Below are 21615 nucleotides of genomic sequence, written 5' to 3'. Positions count from 1 at the left end.
GAGGTGGCGGGGATCACTGTCAAGGGGCAGTGTGAAAGCTGCAGCGCAGATCCGCACTCCAATTCAATAGAAACCCTGTAGGATCTCACGCCCTGTGGGTGTTAAGCTAACACCTAGCCATAGGCTGAGAACATCTACCCGAGTCCAGGAGGACACAAGTGGCGAAGGCCAAGTTCGAGCGCACCAAGCCGCACGTCAACATCGGTACCATCGGACACGTTGACCACGGCAAGACGACGCTGACAGCAGCAATTACCAAAGTTCTGCACGACAAGTACCCGGAACTGAACGAGTACACGCCGTTCGAGAACGTCGACAACGCTCCTGAAGAGCGCGATCGTGGCATCACGATTAACGTCTCCCACGTGGAGTACCAGACCGAGAAGCGTCACTACGCACACGTTGACGCCCCCGGTCACGCTGACTACATCAAGAACATGATCACCGGCGCAGCCCAGATGGACGGCGCAATTCTGGTGGTCGCAGCAACCGACGGCCCGATGGCTCAGACCCGCGAGCACGTTCTGCTTGCCCGTCAGGTCGGCGTCCCCACCATCCTTGTTGCTCTGAACAAGAGCGATGCCGTGGATGATGAGGAAATGCTGGAGCTCGTTGAGGAAGAATGCCGCGACCTGCTCAACTCTCAGGACTTCGATGGCGACAACGCCCCGATCATCCGCGTCTCGGCACTCAAGGCTCTTGAGGGCGACGAGAAGTGGACGAAGGCGATCGAAGAGCTCATGGATGCAGTGGACGAGTACGTCCCGACCCCTGAGCGCGATCTCGACAAGCCGTTCCTGATGCCGATCGAGGACGTCTTCACCATCACCGGCCGTGGCACCGTTGTGACCGGCCGTGTCGAGCGCGGCAAGCTGGCTCTGAACTCTGAAGTCGAGATCCTCGGCATCCGCCCGACCCAGAAGACCACCGTCACCGGTATCGAAATGTTCCACAAGTCCATGGATGAAGCATGGGCAGGCGAGAACTGCGGTCTGTTGCTGCGTGGCACGAAGCGCGAAGATGTCGAGCGCGGCCAGGTTGTGGCCGTCCCCGGCTCCATCACGCCTCACACGAACTTCAAGGGCCAGGTTTACATCCTGAAGAAGGATGAAGGCGGCCGTCACAAGCCGTTCTTCTCCAACTACCGTCCTCAGTTCTACTTCCGTACCACGGACGTCACCGGCGTCATCACGCTGCCCGAGGGCACCGAGATGGTTATGCCTGGCGACACCACAGAAATCACCGTTGAACTGATTCACCCCATCGCAATGGAGCCCGGCCTGGGCTTCGCTATCCGCGAGGGTGGCCACACCGTTGGTTCAGGTCGTGTGACCGAAATCGATAAGTGATTCGGTAGCTGGGTACAGTTGGCATTGAGCCGACTGTAACTGGCGCTGGCACTCGCGAGGTTCCCCGTTTGGGCCGTTTGAGTCGGTATTGACGAGGGCGCCTGGCGGTGAGCCGAATGAGCTGAGATGGGCTTGGTGGCATCGAAAGATGCTTCCAAGCCCATCTTTTTTGTGCTGCTGTATCTTCTTGCCGTTTCTGTCTTTTTGCGTGCTCTGTTTCAAAGCGCGCCCATTCCTTTGGCGCCCTCTGGCCTGAAGCGTGTTCTGCCTTTTGGTAGCGCCGCCCTTTTCTCGTGCTCTGTCTTTTGGCGGCTCCGGCTCCTAGCTGTAGTCCGTCTCTTAGCCTGCTCCGGCCTTTAGCGTTCTCCGCCCTTTTGTCGGCCCAGTGTGATTCGTGCTTCCCATTGTCTGATCGTGAGATCAATAGCCAAGGGGCGTGTATATGCTTTCTGTCGCTATTACGCGGCGATGGCGCTGTATGCTCCAACGAATTCGGGTCTGGCACCTTTTCGCGCTCCGAACTGTTCCGGCCCCATCTCTTCTTGCGTTCCGAACTGTTCCGGCCTGAGCCGTTCTACTTTGAACTGTTCCGCCTCGAGCTTTTTGCTCCAAGCTGTCTATCTGCCTGTTTCCCACCGGTTGTTTACCCAACTGTCGATCTCGGCAGCATTCCGTTTGAGTAAACGAAGGTGAATTGGCTGTGACCTGCACCGATGCAGTCGCGCCAAGGGATGTCCTTCCATAGGTGTCCTTGAGATCGACAGATGGGTAGAGGCGGGGAAAGGGCAGTGCTGGAAAGAAGTCTCTGCAGAGATTAGGAGTGAAGGCGCGGTGGCGCCGCAAGAACTCCTCCGATCGGCTACGCGAACAATCTTGTAGGTATGCCTATGTGCTAGACCTAACATCTATTGTTTGCGAATGCTTCTCGAAGGAGTTCCGAAAAAACTTCGAACACGGATACTCCGCAGATCTTTTCGTTAAGACTTCCCTCCCTCTACCCGAGTGTCGATTTGAAGGCTGAAATTTCCGGTCCTGCTTCCCTAGCAGGCCCTTGACCAGCTGTGATGCGTGGAAGTCTCAGCGGAGAATCGTCGATTCGACCCTCAGATCGACAGTTGGGAACTGGGGAATAGGGCAAGTGAGGGACAGGACTAAGTGGGGAGGGCCCGAGGAAAGAGGGGATCGATCAAAAGAAGGGCCCGAGCGGAAGAAGGGGCTATGGGGGGGTGAGGGGACCAAGTGGGGAACGGGCATGAGGTGGAGATGGGAGCAAGTGAGCGCTGAGAATTGAACGGACGAGCACATTGTGGAAGTCTGACTGCCGAGTGACAGGCTGCAGAGAGACAGGGTGAGGTAAAAGGATGGCACGCGGGCAGAGTGCGGATGGACAGGCTGGGGTAGCTGAGGGGGTGCACCAGCGATAGTGATACTGGCGACAATTCTTGGCAGCAGGGTGACAGAATGTGCCTCCGTGGGCCCGTAGCAAGGCATAAAAGCTGGATAGCAGGCTAGTTGTCAGGTGATTCACACCGGTTTTTGCCTGAGCGGACTTGAACCAACGAGGGGTTTTCTGTCAAACTAATCAGGTTGCCCCGCGAGGGTGGGGCTCATCCAGACCAAAATCTGGCCGGGCTTTATAGCCCGAGTTCTTTAGATAAGACAACGGTCCGTCCCTCACCCGAGGGAAACCGCGTACGAATGTGTCGCGAATTGCGACACGCCCGAATGCGGGGACCGGTGACGAAGCTGTACGAGAAGAGGTAGACGGCATGGCGGGACAGAAGATCCGCATCCGGCTTAAGTCCTATGACCACGAGGTCATCGACAGCTCCGCGCGCAAGATTGTGGAGACCGTGCAACGCGCGGGCGCCACGGTCGTGGGCCCGGTGCCACTGCCGACCGAAAAGAACGTGTTCGTCGTCATTCGGTCGCCCCACAAATACAAGGACAGCCGCGAGCACTTTGAGATGCGCACACACAAGCGGCTCATCGACATCATCGACCCGACTCCGAAGGCCGTCGACTCGCTTATGCGTCTTGACTTGCCTGCGGACGTCAATATTGAGATCAAGCTCTGAGGACATCTGCAATGACAACTGATACCAAGCAGAAGGCCAGCACGCCCATGACGGCGCTGTTGGGCCGCAAGCTCGGCATGACCCAGGTATGGGACGCCGAAGGGCGTCTTGTCCCGCTCACTGTCGTGCAGGTCGGCACCAACGTCGTCACACAGGTGCGTACCGAAGAGGTTGACGGTTACTCTGCGATTCAAATCGGTTACGGCAAGATTGACCCCCGCAAGGTGACAAAGCCTCTCGCGGGACACTTTGCCAAGGCAGGCGTGGAACCACGTCGCCACCTAGCCGAAGTTCGCACAACCGAGGCCGATAACTACGCAGCGGGGCAGGAACTCGACGCAACCGTGTTTGAAGCGGGACAGCATGTTGACGTTTCCGGAAACACCAAGGGCAAGGGATTTGCCGGTGTGATGAAGCGTCACGGCTTTGCAGGCGTGGGAGCCTCTCACGGCGCCCACCGCAATCACCGCAAGCCAGGCTCCATTGGTGCCTGTGCAACACCTGGTCGCATTTTTAAGGGACAGCGCATGGCCGGCCGTATGGGCAATGCGCGCCGCACAATTCAGAATCTGACGATCCAGGCTGTGGACGCCGAAAAGGGCCTCCTGCTCATTAGCGGCGCAATCCCCGGCCCGAAGAACGGTATCGTCCTGGTTCGCACGTCCGTGAAGGGTGCGTGACATGACTGATAACCAAACCACGCGCACGATCGATGTGCTCGACCGTGAGGGCAAGAAGGTCGACACGATCGACCTGCCCGGTGAAATTTTCGACGTGCCGGCGAACATTCCGCTGATGCATCAAGTCGTCGTGGCGCAGCTTGCTGCGGCCCGACAGGGAACACACGCGACCAAGACCCGTGGCATGGTTTCCGGCGGCGGCAAGAAGCCGTACCGCCAGAAGGGAACCGGTAACGCTCGTCAGGGCTCCATCCGCGCACCGCAGTTCACCGGTGGCGGAGTGGTTCACGGACCTCAGCCGCGTAACTACGCACAACGCACCCCGAAGAAAATGAAGGTCGGCGCTCTGCGCTGCGCACTGTCCGATCGCGCTCGTAACGATCGCATTCACGTTGTGACTTCATTGTTCGAGGGCGACAAGCCGTCCACCAAGACAGCTCTGAAAGCTCTGCGGACAATCGTTGCTGGCAACGACAACGTCCTGGTGGTCCTTGAACGCGGTGAAGATCTGACGGCACTGAGCCTGCGCAACCTGCAGGAAACTCACATTCTGTGGGTTGATCAGCTCAACACCTATGACGTCCTCGACAACGACGATGTCATCTTCACCAAGGGCGCCCTCGAGACTTTCCTCGGTACTAAGGAGGAGACCAAGTGAGCGCACTCGAATCCACCAAGAACCCGCGCGACATCATCTTGAAGCCTGTCGTGACTGAGAAGTCATCGATCCTGATGGATCAGGGCAAGTACACATTTGAAGTTGATCCTCGCGCCAACAAGACCGAGATCAAGATTGCTGTCGAGGCAATCTTTGGTGTCAAGGTTGCCTCTGTCGCGACCCAGAACCGTAAGGGTAAGGAATACCGGACCCGCAACGGAATCGGAAAGCGCAAGGACGTCAAGCGAGCAATCGTGACCGTTCGCGAAGGCACCATCGACATCTTCGGCGATCAGGCCTGAAGGCAGCCGGAGAGGTAGAGGAACATTATGGGAATCCGCAAATACAAGCCCACAACGCCGGGCCGTCGCGGCTCAAGTGTGTCGGACTTTGCTGAAATCACGCGTTCTACGCCAGAAAAGTCGCTGCTGCGTCCGCTGAGCAAGACCGGTGGTCGTAACGCGCACGGCCGCGTGACCTCGCGTCACCGCGGTGGTGGCCACAAGCGCGCCTACCGCGTGATCGACTTCCGTCGCCATGACAAGGACGGCATCCCCGCCGTTGTGGCTCACATCGAATACGATCCGAACCGCACCTCGCGCATCGCACTGCTGCACTACGAGGACGGAGCCAAGCGTTACATCTTGGCACCGGCCAACCTGTATCAGGGTGACCGCGTGGAAGCAGGCCCACAGGCTGATATCAAGCCAGGTAACTGCCTGCCGCTGCGTAACATCCCTCTCGGTACCGTCGTGCACGCAGTTGAGCTGCAGCCCGGTGGTGGCGCGCAAATCGCGCGTTCCGCTGGAGCGTCTGTGCAGCTCGTTGCCAAAGAAGGCCGCTTCGCGCAACTGCGTATGCCTTCCGGTGAAATCCGCAACGTTGATGCTGCATGCCGTGCAACTGTTGGCGAGGTCGGCAACTCCGATCACTCCAACATCAATTGGGGTAAAGCAGGCCGTATGCGTTGGAAGGGCAAGCGCCCCCACGTTCGCGGTGTTGTGATGAACCCGGTCGACCACCCGCATGGTGGTGGTGAGGGCCGTACCTCTGGTGGTCGCCATCCGGTGTCACCGTGGGGCAAGCCCGAGGGCCGTACCCGTCGTCCGAACAAGGCCAGCGACAAGCTTATCGTGCGCCGTCGCCGGACCGGCAAGAAGCGCTGATAAGGAGCTGAAAATATGCCGCGTAGTTTGAAGAAGGGCCCCTTCGTCGACGACCACCTGCTCAAGAAAGTCGACAAGGCCAACGAAACCAATTCAAAAGCCGTCATCAAGACATGGTCACGCCGCTCAGTGATCACCCCAGACTTCCTGGGCCTCACATTTGCGGTGCATGACGGCCGCAAGCACGTCCCGGTGTTCGTCACCGAGGCGATGGTGGGTCACAAGTTGGGAGAATTCGCTCCCACTCGTACCTTCCGAGGCCATGACAAGGACGATCGCAAAGGACGTCGGCGCTGAGCCGGCCCTAGGGAAGAAAAGGCAGGATTTCATGGAAGCCAAGGCGCAGGCGCGTTACGTTCGCGTCACGCCCCAGAAGGCACGCCGCGTGGTGAACGAAGTTCGCAACAAGCGTGTCCTGGAGGCAGCCGACATTCTGCGGTTCGCTCCGCAGGCCGTCGCAACCGATGTCCAGAAGGTGCTTCACAGCGCTGTCGCCAACTCCAAATTCAAGGCTGAGCTGGCAGGGGAGGCTTTTGACGAAGCCGACCTGCTGGTCCTCGAAGCCTTTGTGGACGAAGGCCCGACTATGAAGCGTTTCCGCCCCCGCGCACAAGGACGCGCCGGACGGATCCTCAAGCGCACCAGCCACATCACCATTGTGGTGGGCACCAAGGACGACAAGCAGAAGGGAGACCAGTAATGGGGCAGAAGGTTAACCCAACCGGGTTCCGTCTGGGAATCACCACCGATCACCGGTCCCGCTGGTTCTCCGACTCAACCACCAAAGGCCAGAGCTACGCAGATTACGTAGCCGAAGACGTCGCCATTCGTCGCGCTTTGTCTGAAAGCCTTGAGCGCGCCGGCATTTCGAAAGTTGACATCGAGCGCACCCGCGACCGCGTGCGCGTCGACCTGCATACCGCGCGTCCCGGCATTGTGATCGGACGTCGTGGCGTCGAGGCAGATCGCCTGCGTCAATCTCTCGAGAAGCTGACTGGCAAGCAGGTCCAGCTCAACATCCTCGAGGTTCGCAACCCCGATCTGGACGCACAGCTGGTTGCTCAGGGCATCGCCGAGCAACTCGCAGCACGTGTCTCGTTCCGTCGCGCCATGCGTAAGGGCATCCAGTCCGCACAGCGTGCAGGCGCCAAGGGTATTCGTGTCCAGGTGTCCGGCCGTCTGGGTGGAGCCGAAATGTCTCGCTCCGAGTTCTACCGTGAAGGCCGTGTGCCGTTGCACACCCTGCGCGCGAACATCGACTACGGCTTCTTTGAAGCTCGTACCACCTTCGGTCGCATTGGCGTCAAGGTGTGGATCTACAAGGGCGACATGACCGAGCGCGAATTTGCTCGCCAGCAGGCTGAGCAGCAGAACCGCGGCGGACGCCGCGGTGATCGTCGCGGACCCCGTCGCGGCGGCCGTGGAGGCCAGGGACGCGGTGGACGTCAGCGCAACCAGGAACGCGCAAGCGAAAACACGCAGCCAGAAAAGGCTCAGACTGAGCCCCAGGCCGAACAGCCGGCTGCCGATCAAGGAACGGAGGCCTGAGTCTTATGCTCATTCCCCGTCGGACCAAGTTCCGCAAGCAGCATCGTCCACACCGCACTGGTGTGGCTAAAGGCGGCACCGAGCTGGCCTTCGGCGACTACGGCATCCAGGCTCTTGAAGGCGCCTATGTCACGAACCGTCAAATCGAGGCAGCTCGTATCGCGGTGACCCGTCACGTGAAGCGTGGCGGCAAGGTGTGGATCAACATCTTCCCTGACCGCCCGCTGACCAAGAAGCCCGCAGAAACCCGTATGGGTTCCGGTAAAGGCGCTCCTGAATGGTGGGTCGCCCCCGTCAAGCCGGGCCGCATTATGTTCGAACTGGGCGGCGTTTCCGAGGAGCTCGCTCGCGAAGCTCTGAGCCGTGCCCAGCACAAACTTCCAATGAAGACCCGATTTGTGGTCCGAGAGGGTGGTGAACTCTGATGGCCGACAAAGGTCTGACGACCGCCGACCTGGATGCAATGGACGCAGCACAGCTGTCCAAGGAGCTCGAGAAAGCTAAGGCTGAACTGTTCAACCTGCGCTTTTCCCAAGCCGTCGGTTCTCTCGAGGACCATGGACGCATGAAGGTAGTTCGTCGCAACATTGCCCGGATCTACACCATTAGCCGTGAGCGGGAGCTCGGCTTCCGCACAGCCCCCACTACGAAGGAGTGAGTCGCATGTCCGAGACCACTAATGAGGCTGTCGCACGTAATTTCCGTAAGGTTCGTCGTGGCTACGTGACCAGCGACAAGATGGATAAAACCGTCGTCGTTGAGCTCGAAGACCGCATGAAGCACGCACTTTACGGCAAAGTCATGCGTAAGAGGAAAAAGGTTAAGGCCCACGACGAGAACAACGAGTGCCACGTCGGTGACCTCGTTCGCATCATGGAGACCCGCCCGCTGTCAGCCACCAAGCGCTGGCGCGTCGCGGAGATCATCGAAAAGGCGAAGTAATTCGTCCTCATAGACCATCATCCGTTCGGTCAGGCTCTAGTGGCGCAACCGCGCTGCGATGAGAACCGGCACGACGACAGGAGTCACACACAATGATCCAGCAGGAGTCGCGACTGAAAGTCGCTGATAACACAGGTGCAAAGGAGATCCTGACCATCCGTGTTCTCGGCGGTTCGGGTCGACGCTACGCCGGAATTGGCGACACGATTGTCGCCACCGTCAAAGACGCTATCCCAGGCGGCAACGTCAAGAAGGGCGAAGTCGTTAAGGCGGTCGTCGTACGTACGCGTAAGGAAACGCGTCGTTCCGACGGTTCCTACATTCGATTCGATGAAAATGCCGCAGTGATTCTCAACAGCAATGGGGAGCCACGCGGGACGCGTATTTTCGGACCTGTCGGCAGGGAACTGCGCGACAGGAAGTTCATGCGCATCATTTCACTTGCCCCGGAGGTGCTCTGATGGCAGCGAAGATTCGTAAAGGCGACCTCGTCGAGGTTGTCCGTGGACGCACGTCAGACGAGGCCAAGCTCGCCAAGCGCAACGAGCGCCGCGAAGCTGAGGGCCTTGAACCCCTCAAGCCAGGTGACAAGGGCCGCCAGGGTCGCGTCATCAAGGTGTTCCCGAAGGAACAGAAGGTCCTGGTCGAGGGTGTCAACCTGAAGACACGTCATGTGCGCCAGGGACAGTCCCAGAACTCAAGTGGCGGCATTGAAACAGTGGAAGCACCGATTTCACTGTCCAAGGTCGCTCTGGTTGATCCCGACACAAAGCAGCGCGTTCGCGTGGGCTTCAGGGAAGACCAGGTTGAGCGTGACGGTCGTACCCGCACCGTGCGTGTTCGCGTGACCCGTGGTCGCGTGGCAGCAGGTATCGAGCAGGGCAAGGAGATCTGATCATGGCCCCGCGTCTGAAAGAAAAGTACAACTCAGAGATTCGTCAAGCGCTGCGTGACGAGTTCAAGCATAGCAACGTCATGGAGGTGGGCGGTCTCACCAAGATCGTCGTCAACATGGGCGTTGGTGAAGCCGCTCGTGACTCGAAGGCACTTGAAGGAGCACTGCGCGACTTGACGGCAATCACCGGCCAGAAGCCTGTGACGACCAAGGCCAAGAAGTCCATCGCACAGTTCAAACTGCGTGAAGGCCAGCCCATCGGCGCACACGTCACCTTGCGTGGCGATCGCATGTGGGAGTTCCTTGACCGTCTTCTGTCGACCGCTCTGCCCCGTATCCGCGACTTCCGCGGACTGTCATCGAAGCAATTTGACGGCAACGGCAATTACACCTTCGGTCTGTCGGAACAGTCCATGTTCCACGAGATCGATCAGGACAGCATCGACCGCGTGCGCGGCATGGACATCACAATCGTGACCTCAGCCCGCACCGATGAGGAGGGCCGTGCACTGCTACGTCACCTCGGCTTCCCCTTTAAGGAGAACTGACCATGGCTAAGACGTCTCTCAAGATCAAAGCCGCGCGCGCCCCGAAGTTCGGTGTCCGTGGCTACACCCGGTGCAGCCGGTGCGGACGCCCGCGCTCGGTCTACCGCAAGTTCGGACTGTGTCGAGTCTGCCTGCGTGAGCTCGCCCTTCGTGGCGAACTCCCAGGCGTGACAAAGAGCAGCTGGTAAGCACTACGTCGTAGGTCCCGGGGACCCCGGTGGAAACCGCGACGAGGAAGGGGAATTAGTCCCCATGACAATGACTGATCCCATCGCAGACATGCTGACGCGTCTGCGTAACGCAAACTCGGCTCAGCACGAGTCGGTCTCCATGCCGTACTCCAAGCTGAAGGCCGCCATTGCGAACATCCTGGTGGAAGAGGGCTACATTGCCTCGACCTCCGTCGAGGATGCTCGCGTTGGCAAAACACTGATCCTCAATCTCAAGTACGGCTCCAAGCGTGAGCGTGCAATTGAAGGTCTGCAACGCGTGTCCAAGCCAGGCCTGCGCGTTTATGCGAAGTCGACGAACTTGCCGAAGGTCCGCGGCGGACTGGGTGTGGCTATTCTGTCCACATCTTCTGGTCTGCTGACTGACCGTCAGGCATCCGACAAGGGTGTAGGTGGGGAAGTCCTCGCCTACGTCTGGTGAGAGGGGGAACCGACAATGTCACGAATCGGTAAGAGCCCAATCACAATCCCGTCGGGAGTTGACGTCGACATCAAGAGCGCCACAGTCACGGTGAAAGGCCCCAAGGGCGAGCTGAGCCATGAGCTTCCTCATCTGATCTCAGCACGCGTCGAGGACGGCCAGATTATCGTCGAGCGTGCGGATGACGGCCGCGAAGCCCGTTCACTGCACGGACTGAGCCGTTCACTGATCAACAACATGGTTGTGGGCGTGACCCAGGGCTTCAGCAAACAGCTCGAGATCACCGGCACCGGTTACCGCGTAGTCGCCAAGGGCAAGGACTTGGAATTCTCGCTGGGATTCTCCCACACCGTTCCGTTCAAGGCCCCTGAAGGCATTGACTTCACGGTTGACTCACAAACGAAGTTCACGGTCTCAGGCATCGACAAGCAACTCGTCGGTGAAACTGCAGCGCGGATTCGTAAGATCAAGAAGCCTGAACCGTACAAGGGCAAGGGTATTCACTACGTGGGTGAAACGATCCGCCGCAAGGTCGGAAAGGCTGGTAAGTGATGGGCTACTCCGTCAAAGGCAAAGGCAAAGTTGTTGCGCGTAAGCGTCGCCATCAGCGTCTTCGCAAGAAGATCAGCGGCACTGCCGAGTGCCCGCGCTTGGTCGTGACCCGTTCGAACCGTCACATGGTCGCACAGGTCATCGACGATACGGTTGGCAACACCCTCGTGTCCGCTTCCACGATGGAAGACGAATTTGCTTCGGCAGAAGGCTCGAAGGTGGACAAGGCTCACCGTGTAGGCCAACTGATCGCAGAGCGCGCCAAAGCTGCTGGCATCTCCGCAGTGGTCTTCGACCGCGCAGGATACAAGTATCACGGCCGCGTCGCGGCTGTCGCAGAGGCCGCCCGTGAGGGCGGATTGAACCTCTGAAAGCGACTGAGGGAAAGAGAGATCAACTGATGGCTGCAGCGCAGCGAAGCAGAAACGGTCAGGAATCCTCCGGGCGCAACGAACGTGACAGCGAGCGTCGCGATCGCCGCCAGGGGCGTAACACTGACCGTCGCGACAACCGTCGCAACGAAGACAAGAACCAATACATCGAGCGTGTCGTCACGATCAACCGCGTATCCAAGGTGGTCAAGGGTGGACGTCGCTTCAGCTTCACCGCTCTGGTAGTGGTGGGCGATGGCGAAGGCACTGTCGGCGTCGGCTACGGAAAGGCCAAGGAAGTTCCCCAGGCTATTTCCAAGGGCGTTGAAGAAGCTAAGAAGTCCTTCTTCCATGTGCCCATGATCCGCCGCACGATCACTCACCTGGTCCAGGGCGAAGATGCAGCCGGAATCGTGCTGCTGCGTCCCGCTACACCAGGTACCGGCGTTATTGCCGGCGGCCCCGTGCGCGCCGTCCTCGAGGCAGCTGGCGTACAGGACGTGCTGACCAAGTCGCTCGGATCCGACAATGCACTCAACATCGTCCGTGCAACGGTGGCAGCTCTGAAGCAGCTGGAAACACCTGAAGCAGTGGCTGCACGTCGCGGACTTCCGGTGGAGCGTGTTGCTCCGTCCGGCATGTTGCGCGCACAGGCAGAAGGCGAAGCGGAAAAGAAAGCTCAGGCCGAGCAGAAGGAAGCCGCCAAAGCCTCCGCAGGGGTGAGTGAATAATGGCAAAACTCAAGATCACGCAGGTTCGATCAACGATCGGCGCCAAGCAGAACATGAAAGAGACCATGCGTACCCTTGGGCTGCGCAAGATCCGCCAAAGCGTTGTGCGTGAGGATTCCGAGTCAGTTCGCGGAATGATCAACACAGTGCGACACCTGATTACAGTGGAGGAGGCTGACTGATCATGGCGAAATCAACGTCGAACAAGACGACTGAGGAAGCCTCCGCAGGCATCCTCAAGCTGCACGACCTGCGTCCCGCCAGGGGAGCCAATAAGGCCAAGATCCGTGTGGGTCGTGGTGAAGGCTCCAAGGGTAAAACCGCCGGCCGCGGCACGAAGGGCACCAAGGCCCGCCGTTCCGTCCCAGCTGGCTTCGAGGGCGGCGCCAAGCCGATTCATGTGCGTCTTCCTCAGCTGCGCGGATTCAAGAATCCGTTCCGCGTGGAATACCAGGTGGTTAACGTCGGCAAGCTGCAGGAACTGTTCCCCGAGGGCGGCTCCGTTTCATCGGAAGACCTGGCTCAAAAGGGAGCTGTTCGTGACGGACACCCGGTCAAGGTCCTCGGAGGCGGGGAAGTGACCAGCGCATTCACCCTGGATGTGGATGCATGCTCACAATCGGCTCAGGACAAGATCACGCAGGCTGGTGGCACCGTCACGGTGCGATAAGTCTGAAACACGGTGGGGGTGGTTTGTTAGCCAAACCACCCCCATAGTGTCGCAGGGCGATCACATGGGCGCAGATGGCGCGCCATTGGGTCGCCCTCGGCAATGAACTAACGAGAAACCGCGGTGTAGCCAATCCAATTGACGTGAGACGTGCTAACTCGGGTAGGCTAGGCACGGTGAGTAAAGTTGTGATTGCGTCAAGCTGTCACACCATCAACCTAGGAAGAGGAAGCCGTGTTAAGTGCCTTCACACAGGCGTTCCGCACTCCTGACCTGCGTCGGAAGTTGCTGTTCTCCTTGATGATCATGGCGGTATTCCGCCTCGGAGCATTCATCCCGACCCCAGGCGTCAACACTGTCAACGTGCAAAAGTGCCTGGCAACTCAGGAAGAAGGATCCCTGCTCGGGCTTGTCGACCTGTTCTCAGGCGGCGCGTTGCTCCAGCTGTCGATCTTCGCGCTCGGCATCATGCCGTACATTACGGCGTCGATCATCGTCCAGCTTCTGCGAGTTGTCATTCCTCGATTCGATGACCTGCACAAGGAAGGTCAGACGGGTCAGGCCAAGCTCACGCAATACACGCGGTACGGCACAATCTTCCTCGGCGTACTGCAGTCGACCACCATGGTGTACATGGCGCGCTCGGGCAACATGTTCCCCGGCTGCCAGCACGACATCATAGCTGACCGGTCCATCCCCATGTACCTCGTGATGATCGTTACTATGACCGCGGGTACCGCCGTCATCATGTGGCTGGGTGAATTGATCACTGAGCGTGGCATCGGCAATGGCATGTCACTGCTGATCTTCACGTCGATCACCGCTCGTATGCCTGCTCAGTTGTTCTCGATCGGACAAGGTGGCGGCTGGGGCAAAGTTGCCGCAATTGTCGGCATGATTCTCGTAGTCGCACTTGCCATTGTCTACATCGAGCAATCACAGCGCCGAATCCCCGTTCAGTACGCCAAGCGCATGATCGGCCGCCGCATGTACGGCGGTTCCTCGACATACATCCCGCTGAAGATCAATATGTCGGGCGTTATCCCCGTCATCTTCGCGTCATCGATCCTGGCTATGCCGGTGATGATGGCGAACTTTGGCTCACCAGAATCGACGTGGGTGCAGTGGGTGCGTTCAAACTTCAACCACCAGTCATGGCTCTACCTCGTGCTGTACGCCCTGATGATCCTCGGCTTCGCATTCTTCTACACTTCCATCACCTTCAACCCGGACGAGGTTGCCGACAACATGAAACGCTACGGCGGTTTCATCGTGGGGTACCGTGCTGGACGCCCGACCGCTGAATTCCTGCGTTACGTCATGAACCGCATTACCACGGCGGGTGCGTTCTACCTGATGATTGTCGCCCTTGTACCGTCGCTGATGATGATCCCACTCGGTCTGCAGAATGGACAGATGCCGTTCGGTGGTACCACGCTGCTGATTATGGTCGGCGTCGGCCTGCAGACCGTGAAAGAAATCAACACTCAGCTCGAACAACATCATTACGAGGGATTCCTTCGATGACAGCTATTATCCTGCTCGGTCCTCCTGGAGCGGGCAAAGGAACTCAAGCAAGCATAATTGCATGCAAACTCGGCATCCCGGCCATTTCAACAGGGGAAATTTTCCGCACCAACATTGCCGAACAGACGGAACTCGGCATCCTCGCACAGTCCTACATGGATCGCGGCGAACTTGTTCCCGACTCGGTCATCAACCCGATGGTGCATGCTCGCCTGAAGGCGCCTGATGCCGCTGAGGGCTTCCTGCTCGATGGCTATCCGCGCACTGTTGAGCAGGCACATGCTTTGCGTGACACGCTCGCTGACCTGGGAACCGAACTTGACGTGGTGATCGAGCTTCAGGCGGATGAAGATCAGGTTGTGCACCGCATGCTCAAGCGCGCAACCGAACAGCACCGCTCAGACGACACTGAGCCGGTTATCCGTCATCGCCTGGCGGTTTACCATACGCAAACTGAGCCGGTCGCCACGTACTATGTCGATCAGGATCTGCTCGAAGCAGTCGATGCGAACGGGTCGGTCGAAGAAGTCAGCGAACGCATTTTTGCCATTCTCGATTCACTGAACGGTGCCGGCTCCGGGAGCGGTGCTGACTCAGCGGACGGTGCCGGCGCGGATGAGGTGACGGGCGGCCAGGCCACCCTCGACGATCCTCGTGATCCGTGGTTCGAAGCCCACCAAAACGGTGAAGGAGAGTGCTGCGGGGCGGAAGAATTCCCCGAAGATGACCCAGCCGAGGCTTCGGAGCCTGCCAGCTCCAGCTCGTCTGACCAGGGCGGCGCTGCTGCCTCGGCAAATGCGGATGCTTCGGTCTCAGAAGGTCGCTGAGGACGATGGGTCACGCGCGTATTGAGCTGAAAACCAGGGATCAGATTCTGCAGATGCGTCGCGCAGGTTTGATCGTGGCGGATATCCACGCAGCACTGCGCCGCGCGGCTCAACCAGGCGTCACATTGACGGAACTGGACCGCATCAGTGCCGAAGTGATTTCCCAGGCGGGAGCGACCTCGAATTTCCTGAACTACTTCGGTTACCCGGCGACGGTCTGTATCAGCGTCAATGACACTGTTGTGCACGGCATTCCGAATGATGATGTCCTGCGCAACGGCGACATCGTCTCCTTCGACTGCGGAGCCTACGTGACGCACCACGGCCGTGGCTGGCACGGTGATGCCGCGTTCTCCATGATTGTGGGCGATGAACAGGCCGCATCTCAGCGCCGGCGTGAACTCAACGAAGTGACGCGCGCTGCTATGTGGCGTGCGATCGCAGCGTTGGCTTCTGCTCGCCGCGTCAGCGCGGTGGGACAAGCTGTTGAAGACACCTGCGAGGATTACCGGGACACGTTCGGGTGGGAAGCACAGATCGTTGAAGAATTCGGCGGACACGGCATCGGAACGGCGATGCATCAACCGCCCGACGTGTTGAACTACCGTGCGACCGGGATCAGCCCGCGTCTGAAGCCAGGTATGGTGCTGGCGGTCGAACCCATCCTCGTGTCGGGCAATCCTGCGACGCGCACCGAAGCTGACGGGTGGACTGTGCACACGCTGGATCACAGCGATGCCGCGCACTGGGAGCACTCCGTTGCCATCATGGAGGAGGGCATTTCAGTCCTGACTGCGCCAGACGGTGGGGTAGAGGGCCTGGCTCCTTACCGAGTAACCCCCATTTCACTGGACTGATACACGCAGCCTGCGTATTTCTGATTGCTGTGTGATCGGCGCTCCAGGCGTCGCCCTCGTCAATATGGAAGGCAACTCGAGTCCGGCGCGTGAGGGATATCCCACTGAATGGGCTTCACCGGCGTTGCATCCTCCTCTAGAATGGACAGTCGGGCTGACTTTCTTGCCGATTGGCGAGGGGAACGCCCGCCACGGTTTCGGCCGTGAGCCCTACTGACAAACGTAGAGGATAGACGGAGGACATGGCGAAGAAAGACGGAGTTATTGAGGTCGAAGGCACCGTTATTGAGGCGTTGCCGAACGCGATGTTTCGTGTTGAGCTCACCAACGGTCACGAAGTTCTGGGATACATCTCAGGAAAGATGCGTCAGCACTACATTCGTATCCTGCCTGAAGACCGCGTAGTCGTCGAGCTCAGCCCGTATGACCTTGAAAAGGGTCGAATCGTCTACCGATACAAGTAAACCGACACAACAAGCGTCGCCTGGCGACGTGGAGGTGCACCATGAAGGTCAAGCCTAGTGTCAAGAAGATCTGTGACAAGTGCAAGGTGATTCGTCGCCACGGCAACGTCATGGTTATTTGCGACAACCCCAGGCACAAGCAGCGTCAAGGATGAAAGCCGTAGCTGCTCAGTGGCAGTGAGCCACTGGCGGGCGATTTGCCCACAGCACACCGTCGACCGCGCAAGCGGGACCCCTGGTTCGGAGGCCGGGGCTGATTGATGGATCAGAGACGGGGTGACGACCTCCGAAAACCATGTGGAGAAAAGTCATGGCACGTATTGCCGGCGTTGACCTCCCCCGTGAAAAGCGGATGGAGATTGCGCTTACTTACATTTACGGTGTGGGACGCACCCGCGCCAAGGAAACACTTGAAGCAACCGGGGTCAGCCCCGACCTTCGCGTACGCGACGCCAGTGAAGAAGATATGGTCAAGCTGCGCGACTACATCGAGGCCAACTTTAAGGTCGAAGGCGACTTGCGTCGTGAGGTCCAAGCCGATATCCGCCGCAAGATCGAGATCGGATGCTACCAGGGCATGCGCCACCGTTTTGGCCTGCCTGTTCATGGTCAGCGGACGAAGACAAATGCGCGTACCCGTAAAGGACCCAAGCGCACCGTGGCTGGCAAGAAGAAAGCCACCAAGTAACTCATAGAGCTGGGTGATGAAACCTGGCCCCTCGACTTCAAAAGGAAAATCAATGGCTGTCAAGTCTACTCGCTCATCTTCGGCGCGTAAGCCGCGTCGTAAAGAGCGCAAGAACGTCACGCACGGTAAGGCGTTCATCAAGTCGACGTTCAATAACACGATCGTCTCCATCACCGATCCCACCGGCGCTGTCCTGTCATGGTCATCGTCCGGTCAGGTCGGTTTCAAGGGCTCACGTAAGTCCACCCCGTTCGCCGCTCAGCTTGCCGCTGAGGCTGCAGCACGTCGCGCGCAGGAACAGGGCATGAAGAAGGTTGACGTTTTCGTCAAGGGCCCGGGCTCCGGCCGCGAAACGGCGATTCGTTCGCTGCAGGCCGCTGGTCTTGAGGTTGGATCCATTCAGGATGTCACTCCGCAGGCTCACAACGGTGCACGTCCCCCGAAACGTCGCCGCGTCTGAAAGACCCGTGTGAGGGACGAGGGCGACCCGTCCGCGTCCCACGTCACGATGTTCCCACACAAGTGGGAACCATCTGCACCCTGTTTTTTCCGTCACTGTTCGCGTGACGGGACCACAAATCCGACATCATATAGCGGTTGTCGGAAAGAAAGGACCAAGACGTGCTCATTGCAGAACGCCCCATCCTCTCAGAGGAGAAGGTGAGCGATTACCGCTCCCGTTTCACTCTTGAGCCACTCGAGCCTGGGTTTGGATACACACTGGGTAACTCCCTGCGCCGTACATTGCTGTCGTCCATTCCGGGCGCAGCGGTCACCTCGATCCGCATTGACGGTGTGCCACACGAATTCCACACGGTGGAAGGCGTGAAGGAAGACGTCGCTGAGATCATCCTGAACATCAAAGACATCGTTCTGTCCTCTGAAGAGGATGAGCCTGTCGTGATGTACCTGCGCAAGGCTGGCCCCGGTGAGGTCGTCGCAGGGGATATCACTCCTCCTGCAGGCGTGGAAATCCACAACCCTGACCTTCATCTGGCAACGCTCAATGAGAAGGGCAAGCTCGAGATTGAACTGACGGTTGAGCGTGGCCGTGGCTACGTTTCCGCTGCTCAGAACAAGGATCCGCAAGCTGAGATCTCCCGCATCCCGATCGATTCGATCTACTCGCCGGTGCTCAAAGTGACATACAAGGTGGAGGCCACCCGTGTCGAGCAACGCACCGACTTTGATCGTCTGATCATCGATGTGGAAACCAAGCCAGCTATCAGTCCGCGCGATGCTCTCGCGTCAGCCGGAAGCACCCTGGTGGAGCTCTTCGGCCTCATGCGTGAACTGAACGAGGAAGCAGAAGGCATCGAAGTGGGCCCATCGACTACCGATGAGACCCTTGCGCAAGACCTGGCCTTGCCGATCGAAAGCCTGAACCTGCAGTCCCGTTCGTACAACGCGCTGCGTCGACGCGGCATCCTCACCGTGGGTGAACTCGTTGCCCACTCTGAGGCTGACCTGCTGGATATCCGCAACTTCGGAACCAAGTCCATCGAGGAGATCAAGGAAGCCTTGGCATCCTTGGGTATGACCCTCAAGGATGCAGTCATGCCTGAACGCGCCGGCGGAGAAGACGCCGGAAACGTTCAGTTCAGTGACGACCAGTCTTTCTGATCGAATCCACTTTGCGTCCGTGCCGCCTCCAGCGGCCGTCATCGATGGACGAGGACGCCCAAACAAACTGTGTAGGAGAAACTCATGCCCACCCCTAAGAAGGGCCCACGTTTGGGTGGCAGCCCAGCGCACCAGAAGCTGCTGTTGGCTAACCTTGCTGCTCAACTGATCGAACACCGTGCGATCACCACGACCGAGGCCAAGGCCCGCGCGCTGCAGCCGTACGTTGAAAAGCTGGTCACTAAGGCAAAGCGCGGCGACATTCACGCTCGCCGTACGGTTGCCCGCAAGATCCCGAACAAGGATGTCCTGTACATGCTGTTCGACGAGGTCGTTCCGGCCATGGATCCAGAGCGCAACGGTGGCTACACCCGCATCACCAAGCTGGGGCCGCGCCGCGGCGACAATGCTCCGATGGCTCGTATTGAGCTTGTCATGGAGAAAGTCGAGAAGAAGGCTGTCGTTGCCGACGCTGAGCGTACCGCTTCGAAGGCTGCTGCAAAGTCCGGTAAGGATTCCAAGGCGACCGGCAAGGCTGACGAAAAGGCCGAGACCGAAGCTGAAGCAGCAGAAACAGCCGAGCCGGCTGCTGACGAAGCCGCTTCACAGGAGTCAGCTGACGACAAAGCTGAAACCGAAGCTGAGGAAGCTGCCAAGTAGTCATGCACCGTCGTGACCTGCTGATCTGACTGGCACTGCGCTGATTGAGCGGTGACCAGTCCAGCGGATGGCTGATCGGAAGCTGGGTAAACCCCGTGTGGGTTTACCCAGCTTCCGTGTATTCGCGCGGTTGGTGTGCCGGCCGTGTCGGATGCTCTTTAGGTGGAGCCGGTGTGCACTCGCCCCTCGTTCCCCAACTGTCGATCTCACTGGGGCCGCGCAGCACGAACCCGACCCGAAATTGCTGTGACCAGCACGGATGTGTTGCAGGCCAGTCGGTGACCCCGCAGAGTTCACGCGAGTTCGACAGTTGGGGACATGCAGGGGAGGGGTAGAGCCGCGGATGGGTCGCCCTCGTCAATGAACAGGAAGCTGGCGCGGGGCGGACAGCTCGTTGGAAACCCGAGGTGAGAGCAAGCCATTATGCTAAGAACATGTCTGAAGAGATGACCCTCGCTGTCGACTGCGGCGGGGGCGGAATCAAAGCCTCAGTGCTCGACTCGCGCGGAACGCTGACCGCATCGCCGGTGCGCACGCCCACGCCCTACCCGCTCCCTCCCGAACTGCTCGTCAAGACCACACAGGACCTTGCCGCGCAACTGCCTGCCGCCACGCGCGTCACGATGGGAATGCCTGGCATGCTGCGCCACGGAGTGGTCATCACGACTCCGCACTACATCACGCGTGACGGCCCGCGATCACGGATCCTGCCTGAACTGGTCGAGCAATGGGCCAACTTCGACATGGGACGGGCACTTGAAGCTGCTCTGGGCATGCCGACACTGGTGCTCAACGACGCTGAAGTGGCCGGCGCAGGTGTCATCACGGGCACGGGCCTCGAAATGATCGTGACCCTGGGGACCGGGCTGGGAAACGCGGTTTTCGATTCAGGTGTGCTCGCGCCGCACGTGGAAGTATCGCAGGGATTTGTGCGATGGGGACTGACCTATGACGACTACATTGGCGAGCATGAACGCCTCCGGCTGGGAGACGCGCACTGGTCTCGACGAGTGCGCCGAGTGATCGACGGCCTGCGCCCGATGTACGTGTGGGATCGCCTGTACCTGGGTGGTGGAAACTCGAAACGCGTCACGGCGATGAACCGGGCCAAACTCGGTGACGACGTGGTGATCGTTCCCAATGACGCCGGCATCATCGGCGGTGTTCGCGCATGGACACTGTGAGGGCGCGGCTTGACCTGGCATACGACGGCACCTTCTTCCACGGCTGGGCCGCACAGCCCGGACTACGCACCGTGGAAGGTGAACTGGTTCGAGCCCTGTCGCTGATCGCCCGCCAGGAAGTGGCGGTGACTGTGGCGGGACGCACCGATGCGGGAGTGCACGCAGATCATCAGGTGGCTCACGTCGACCTGCCGGCGCAGGTGTGGGACAGCCTTCCGGGAAGGTCCTCGCGCACACCCGAAGATGCGCTGGTTGACCGTCTGGCCTCTCTGCTTACCCGCGCGCACGGTGATTTCATGAAGGCGCACGGGCTGGTGTCGCCGAGAGGGTACTGCGACGTTGCGCTTCTGAGTTCTCATCGCGTGCCGGAAACCTTCGATGCGCGTTTCAGCGCTGTGGGGCGTCACTATGTGTACCGGCTGCTTGACCAGCGCGCGGGCAGTGACCCCTTTTCCGGGCGACGCATCTGGACGGTTCCTGCACGCCAGACGCTTAATTTGGAAGCCATGGCTGAAGCTGCTTCCAGCGTCATCGGTGAGCATGATTTTCTGTCCTTTTGCAAGCCGCGTGAGGGCGCGACCACGATCCGTACGCTCCGCCAGCTGGACGTCGTGGCGGCGGGGGAAACGTCGCCGATCCTGGTGCGCGTCCATGCTGACGCTTTTTGCCACTCAATGGTGCGATCCCTGGTGGGAGCACTGATTGACGTGGGGACAGGCCGCCGCTCGCCGGCGTGGATGAGACATCTGCTGGATGCGCGTTCGCGTGAGGCAGCCGCTCCGCTGGCTCCGGCGCATGGCTTGACTTTGGCGCACGTGGACTATCCGCCTGCCGATCAGTGGGCACAGCGCGCGCAACAGACCCGCGCGGTCCGCTCTTTGGGCTGCTGCTAGGTGGACTGTTTTGCTGCCGTGTTGCAGATGACCGGCTTCGTTGGGATTCAGGA

32 protein-coding genes and 1 pseudogene are annotated in these 21615 nt (G+C 59.3%); all 33 read left to right on the top strand.

Features of this window, described 5'->3' with window-relative positions:
* The first annotated feature begins 158 nt into the window (after positions 1–158).
* The 33 genes and pseudogenes from tuf to truA all read left to right on the top strand — a co-directional run bounded on the left by tuf (position 159) and on the right by truA (position 21562).
* Positions 159–1349 (top strand): elongation factor Tu, encoded by a 1191-nt coding sequence (gene tuf, locus AC1EJZ_RS09915; RefSeq protein WP_058237169.1) that lies wholly within the window; start codon positions 159–161, stop codon positions 1347–1349.
* A gap of 1769 nt (positions 1350–3118) precedes the next feature.
* The gene (rpsJ, locus tag AC1EJZ_RS09910) at positions 3119–3427 is read left to right on the top strand and encodes a 30S ribosomal protein S10 (RefSeq protein ID WP_058237857.1); all 309 of its coding nucleotides are present in this window, start codon (positions 3119–3121) and stop codon (positions 3425–3427) included.
* A gap of 11 nt (positions 3428–3438) precedes the next feature.
* Positions 3439–4107 carry a 50S ribosomal protein L3 gene (gene rplC / locus AC1EJZ_RS09905; RefSeq protein WP_058237167.1) on the top strand — a complete coding sequence of 223 codons (669 nt, stop codon included), beginning with the start codon at positions 3439–3441 and terminating at the stop codon, positions 4105–4107.
* 1 nt (position 4108) lies between these two features.
* The gene (gene rplD / locus AC1EJZ_RS09900) at positions 4109–4765 is read left to right on the top strand and encodes a 50S ribosomal protein L4 (protein WP_058237856.1); all 657 of its coding nucleotides are present in this window, start codon (positions 4109–4111) and stop codon (positions 4763–4765) included.
* A complete protein-coding gene (gene rplW, locus AC1EJZ_RS09895) occupies positions 4762–5067 on the top strand; it encodes a 50S ribosomal protein L23 (RefSeq protein WP_058237166.1) in 306 nt (101 codons plus the stop codon). Before rplD ends, rplW begins: the two co-directional genes overlap by 4 nt.
* Before the next feature lie 27 nt (positions 5068–5094).
* Positions 5095–5931 carry a 50S ribosomal protein L2 gene (gene rplB, locus AC1EJZ_RS09890; RefSeq protein WP_058237165.1) on the top strand — a complete coding sequence of 279 codons (837 nt, stop codon included), beginning with the start codon at positions 5095–5097 and terminating at the stop codon, positions 5929–5931.
* A 15-nt stretch (positions 5932–5946) separates the two neighbouring features.
* Positions 5947–6228, top strand: a complete 282-nt coding sequence (gene rpsS, locus AC1EJZ_RS09885; protein ID WP_058237164.1) for a 30S ribosomal protein S19 — start codon at positions 5947–5949, stop codon at positions 6226–6228.
* Positions 6229–6259: 31 nt separating this feature from the next.
* Positions 6260–6631, top strand: coding sequence for a 50S ribosomal protein L22 (gene rplV, locus AC1EJZ_RS09880; RefSeq protein WP_058237163.1), 372 nt, complete (start codon positions 6260–6262; stop codon positions 6629–6631).
* Positions 6631–7479: a 30S ribosomal protein S3 gene (gene rpsC / locus AC1EJZ_RS09875; protein WP_058237162.1), complete on the top strand. Its 849-nt coding sequence runs from the start codon at positions 6631–6633 to the stop codon at positions 7477–7479. Before rplV ends, rpsC begins: the two co-directional genes overlap by 1 nt.
* Positions 7480–7484: 5 nt before the next feature.
* Complete coding sequence (gene rplP / locus AC1EJZ_RS09870; RefSeq protein WP_058237161.1) at positions 7485–7904, top strand: 50S ribosomal protein L16; 420 nt, start codon at positions 7485–7487, stop codon at positions 7902–7904.
* Positions 7904–8137 (top strand): 50S ribosomal protein L29, encoded by a 234-nt coding sequence (gene rpmC, locus AC1EJZ_RS09865; protein WP_058237160.1) that lies wholly within the window; start codon positions 7904–7906, stop codon positions 8135–8137. Before rplP ends, rpmC begins: the two co-directional genes overlap by 1 nt.
* Before the next feature lie 5 nt (positions 8138–8142).
* Positions 8143–8421 (top strand): 30S ribosomal protein S17, encoded by a 279-nt coding sequence (rpsQ, locus tag AC1EJZ_RS09860; protein ID WP_058237159.1) that lies wholly within the window; start codon positions 8143–8145, stop codon positions 8419–8421.
* Positions 8422–8513: 92 nt separating this feature from the next.
* Positions 8514–8882, top strand: coding sequence for a 50S ribosomal protein L14 (rplN, locus tag AC1EJZ_RS09855; RefSeq protein WP_058237158.1), 369 nt, complete (start codon positions 8514–8516; stop codon positions 8880–8882).
* The gene (gene rplX / locus AC1EJZ_RS09850) at positions 8882–9316 is read left to right on the top strand and encodes a 50S ribosomal protein L24 (protein ID WP_058237157.1); all 435 of its coding nucleotides are present in this window, start codon (positions 8882–8884) and stop codon (positions 9314–9316) included. Before rplN ends, rplX begins: the two co-directional genes overlap by 1 nt.
* A gap of 2 nt (positions 9317–9318) precedes the next feature.
* Positions 9319–9864 (top strand): 50S ribosomal protein L5, encoded by a 546-nt coding sequence (rplE, locus tag AC1EJZ_RS09845; RefSeq protein WP_480294758.1) that lies wholly within the window; start codon positions 9319–9321, stop codon positions 9862–9864.
* 2 nt (positions 9865–9866) lie between these two features.
* The gene (locus AC1EJZ_RS09840) at positions 9867–10052 is read left to right on the top strand and encodes a type Z 30S ribosomal protein S14 (protein WP_058237155.1); all 186 of its coding nucleotides are present in this window, start codon (positions 9867–9869) and stop codon (positions 10050–10052) included.
* A gap of 64 nt (positions 10053–10116) precedes the next feature.
* On the top strand, positions 10117–10515 hold the full coding sequence (gene rpsH, locus AC1EJZ_RS09835; RefSeq protein ID WP_058237154.1) for a 30S ribosomal protein S8: 399 nt from the start codon (positions 10117–10119) through the stop codon (positions 10513–10515).
* 15 nt (positions 10516–10530) lie between these two features.
* Positions 10531–11067: a 50S ribosomal protein L6 gene (gene rplF / locus AC1EJZ_RS09830; protein WP_285016234.1), complete on the top strand. Its 537-nt coding sequence runs from the start codon at positions 10531–10533 to the stop codon at positions 11065–11067.
* Positions 11067–11438 (top strand): 50S ribosomal protein L18, encoded by a 372-nt coding sequence (gene rplR, locus AC1EJZ_RS09825; protein WP_480294763.1) that lies wholly within the window; start codon positions 11067–11069, stop codon positions 11436–11438. Before rplF ends, rplR begins: the two co-directional genes overlap by 1 nt.
* 29 nt (positions 11439–11467) lie before the next feature.
* Positions 11468–12169, top strand: a complete 702-nt coding sequence (gene rpsE / locus AC1EJZ_RS09820) for a 30S ribosomal protein S5 (protein WP_058237151.1) — start codon at positions 11468–11470, stop codon at positions 12167–12169.
* The gene (gene rpmD / locus AC1EJZ_RS09815) at positions 12169–12351 is read left to right on the top strand and encodes a 50S ribosomal protein L30 (protein WP_058237150.1); all 183 of its coding nucleotides are present in this window, start codon (positions 12169–12171) and stop codon (positions 12349–12351) included. Before rpsE ends, rpmD begins: the two co-directional genes overlap by 1 nt.
* Before the next feature lie 2 nt (positions 12352–12353).
* Positions 12354–12839: a 50S ribosomal protein L15 gene (rplO, locus tag AC1EJZ_RS09810; RefSeq protein ID WP_480294756.1), complete on the top strand. Its 486-nt coding sequence runs from the start codon at positions 12354–12356 to the stop codon at positions 12837–12839.
* 234 nt (positions 12840–13073) lie between these two features.
* Complete coding sequence (secY, locus tag AC1EJZ_RS09805) at positions 13074–14366, top strand: preprotein translocase subunit SecY (RefSeq protein WP_058237148.1); 1293 nt, start codon at positions 13074–13076, stop codon at positions 14364–14366.
* Positions 14363–14929, top strand: a pseudogene (locus tag AC1EJZ_RS09800) (adenylate kinase); the annotation flags it as partial. The gene secY and the pseudogene AC1EJZ_RS09800, both read left to right, overlap by 4 nt.
* 269 nt (positions 14930–15198) lie before the next feature.
* Positions 15199–16050, top strand: a complete 852-nt coding sequence (gene map / locus AC1EJZ_RS09795; RefSeq protein WP_480289455.1) for a type I methionyl aminopeptidase — start codon at positions 15199–15201, stop codon at positions 16048–16050.
* Between the two features lie 242 nt (positions 16051–16292).
* Positions 16293–16514, top strand: a complete 222-nt coding sequence (gene infA / locus AC1EJZ_RS09790; protein WP_058237146.1) for a translation initiation factor IF-1 — start codon at positions 16293–16295, stop codon at positions 16512–16514.
* Between the two features lie 41 nt (positions 16515–16555).
* Positions 16556–16669 (top strand): 50S ribosomal protein L36, encoded by a 114-nt coding sequence (gene rpmJ, locus AC1EJZ_RS09785; RefSeq protein WP_003790577.1) that lies wholly within the window; start codon positions 16556–16558, stop codon positions 16667–16669.
* A 155-nt stretch (positions 16670–16824) separates the two neighbouring features.
* Positions 16825–17202 (top strand): 30S ribosomal protein S13, encoded by a 378-nt coding sequence (gene rpsM, locus AC1EJZ_RS09780; RefSeq protein WP_058237145.1) that lies wholly within the window; start codon positions 16825–16827, stop codon positions 17200–17202.
* 52 nt (positions 17203–17254) lie between these two features.
* Positions 17255–17662, top strand: coding sequence for a 30S ribosomal protein S11 (gene rpsK / locus AC1EJZ_RS09775; protein ID WP_058237144.1), 408 nt, complete (start codon positions 17255–17257; stop codon positions 17660–17662).
* A gap of 161 nt (positions 17663–17823) precedes the next feature.
* A complete protein-coding gene (locus AC1EJZ_RS09770) occupies positions 17824–18825 on the top strand; it encodes a DNA-directed RNA polymerase subunit alpha (protein ID WP_058237143.1) in 1002 nt (333 codons plus the stop codon).
* A gap of 84 nt (positions 18826–18909) precedes the next feature.
* On the top strand, positions 18910–19485 hold the full coding sequence (gene rplQ, locus AC1EJZ_RS09765; protein ID WP_058237142.1) for a 50S ribosomal protein L17: 576 nt from the start codon (positions 18910–18912) through the stop codon (positions 19483–19485).
* Positions 19486–19919: 434 nt separating this feature from the next.
* On the top strand, positions 19920–20669 hold the full coding sequence (locus tag AC1EJZ_RS09760; RefSeq protein WP_058237141.1) for an ROK family protein: 750 nt from the start codon (positions 19920–19922) through the stop codon (positions 20667–20669).
* Positions 20657–21562, top strand: coding sequence for a tRNA pseudouridine(38-40) synthase TruA (gene truA, locus AC1EJZ_RS09755; RefSeq protein ID WP_058237140.1), 906 nt, complete (start codon positions 20657–20659; stop codon positions 21560–21562). The genes AC1EJZ_RS09760 and truA overlap by 13 nt, the downstream gene beginning before the upstream one ends.
* Positions 21563–21615: the final 53 nt, after the last annotated feature.

The organism is Pauljensenia sp. C0170B5, from assembly GCF_056590195.1.
The sequence above is the reverse complement of the archived record's forward strand: the minus strand, read 5'-3'. Positions and strand labels throughout refer to the sequence as shown.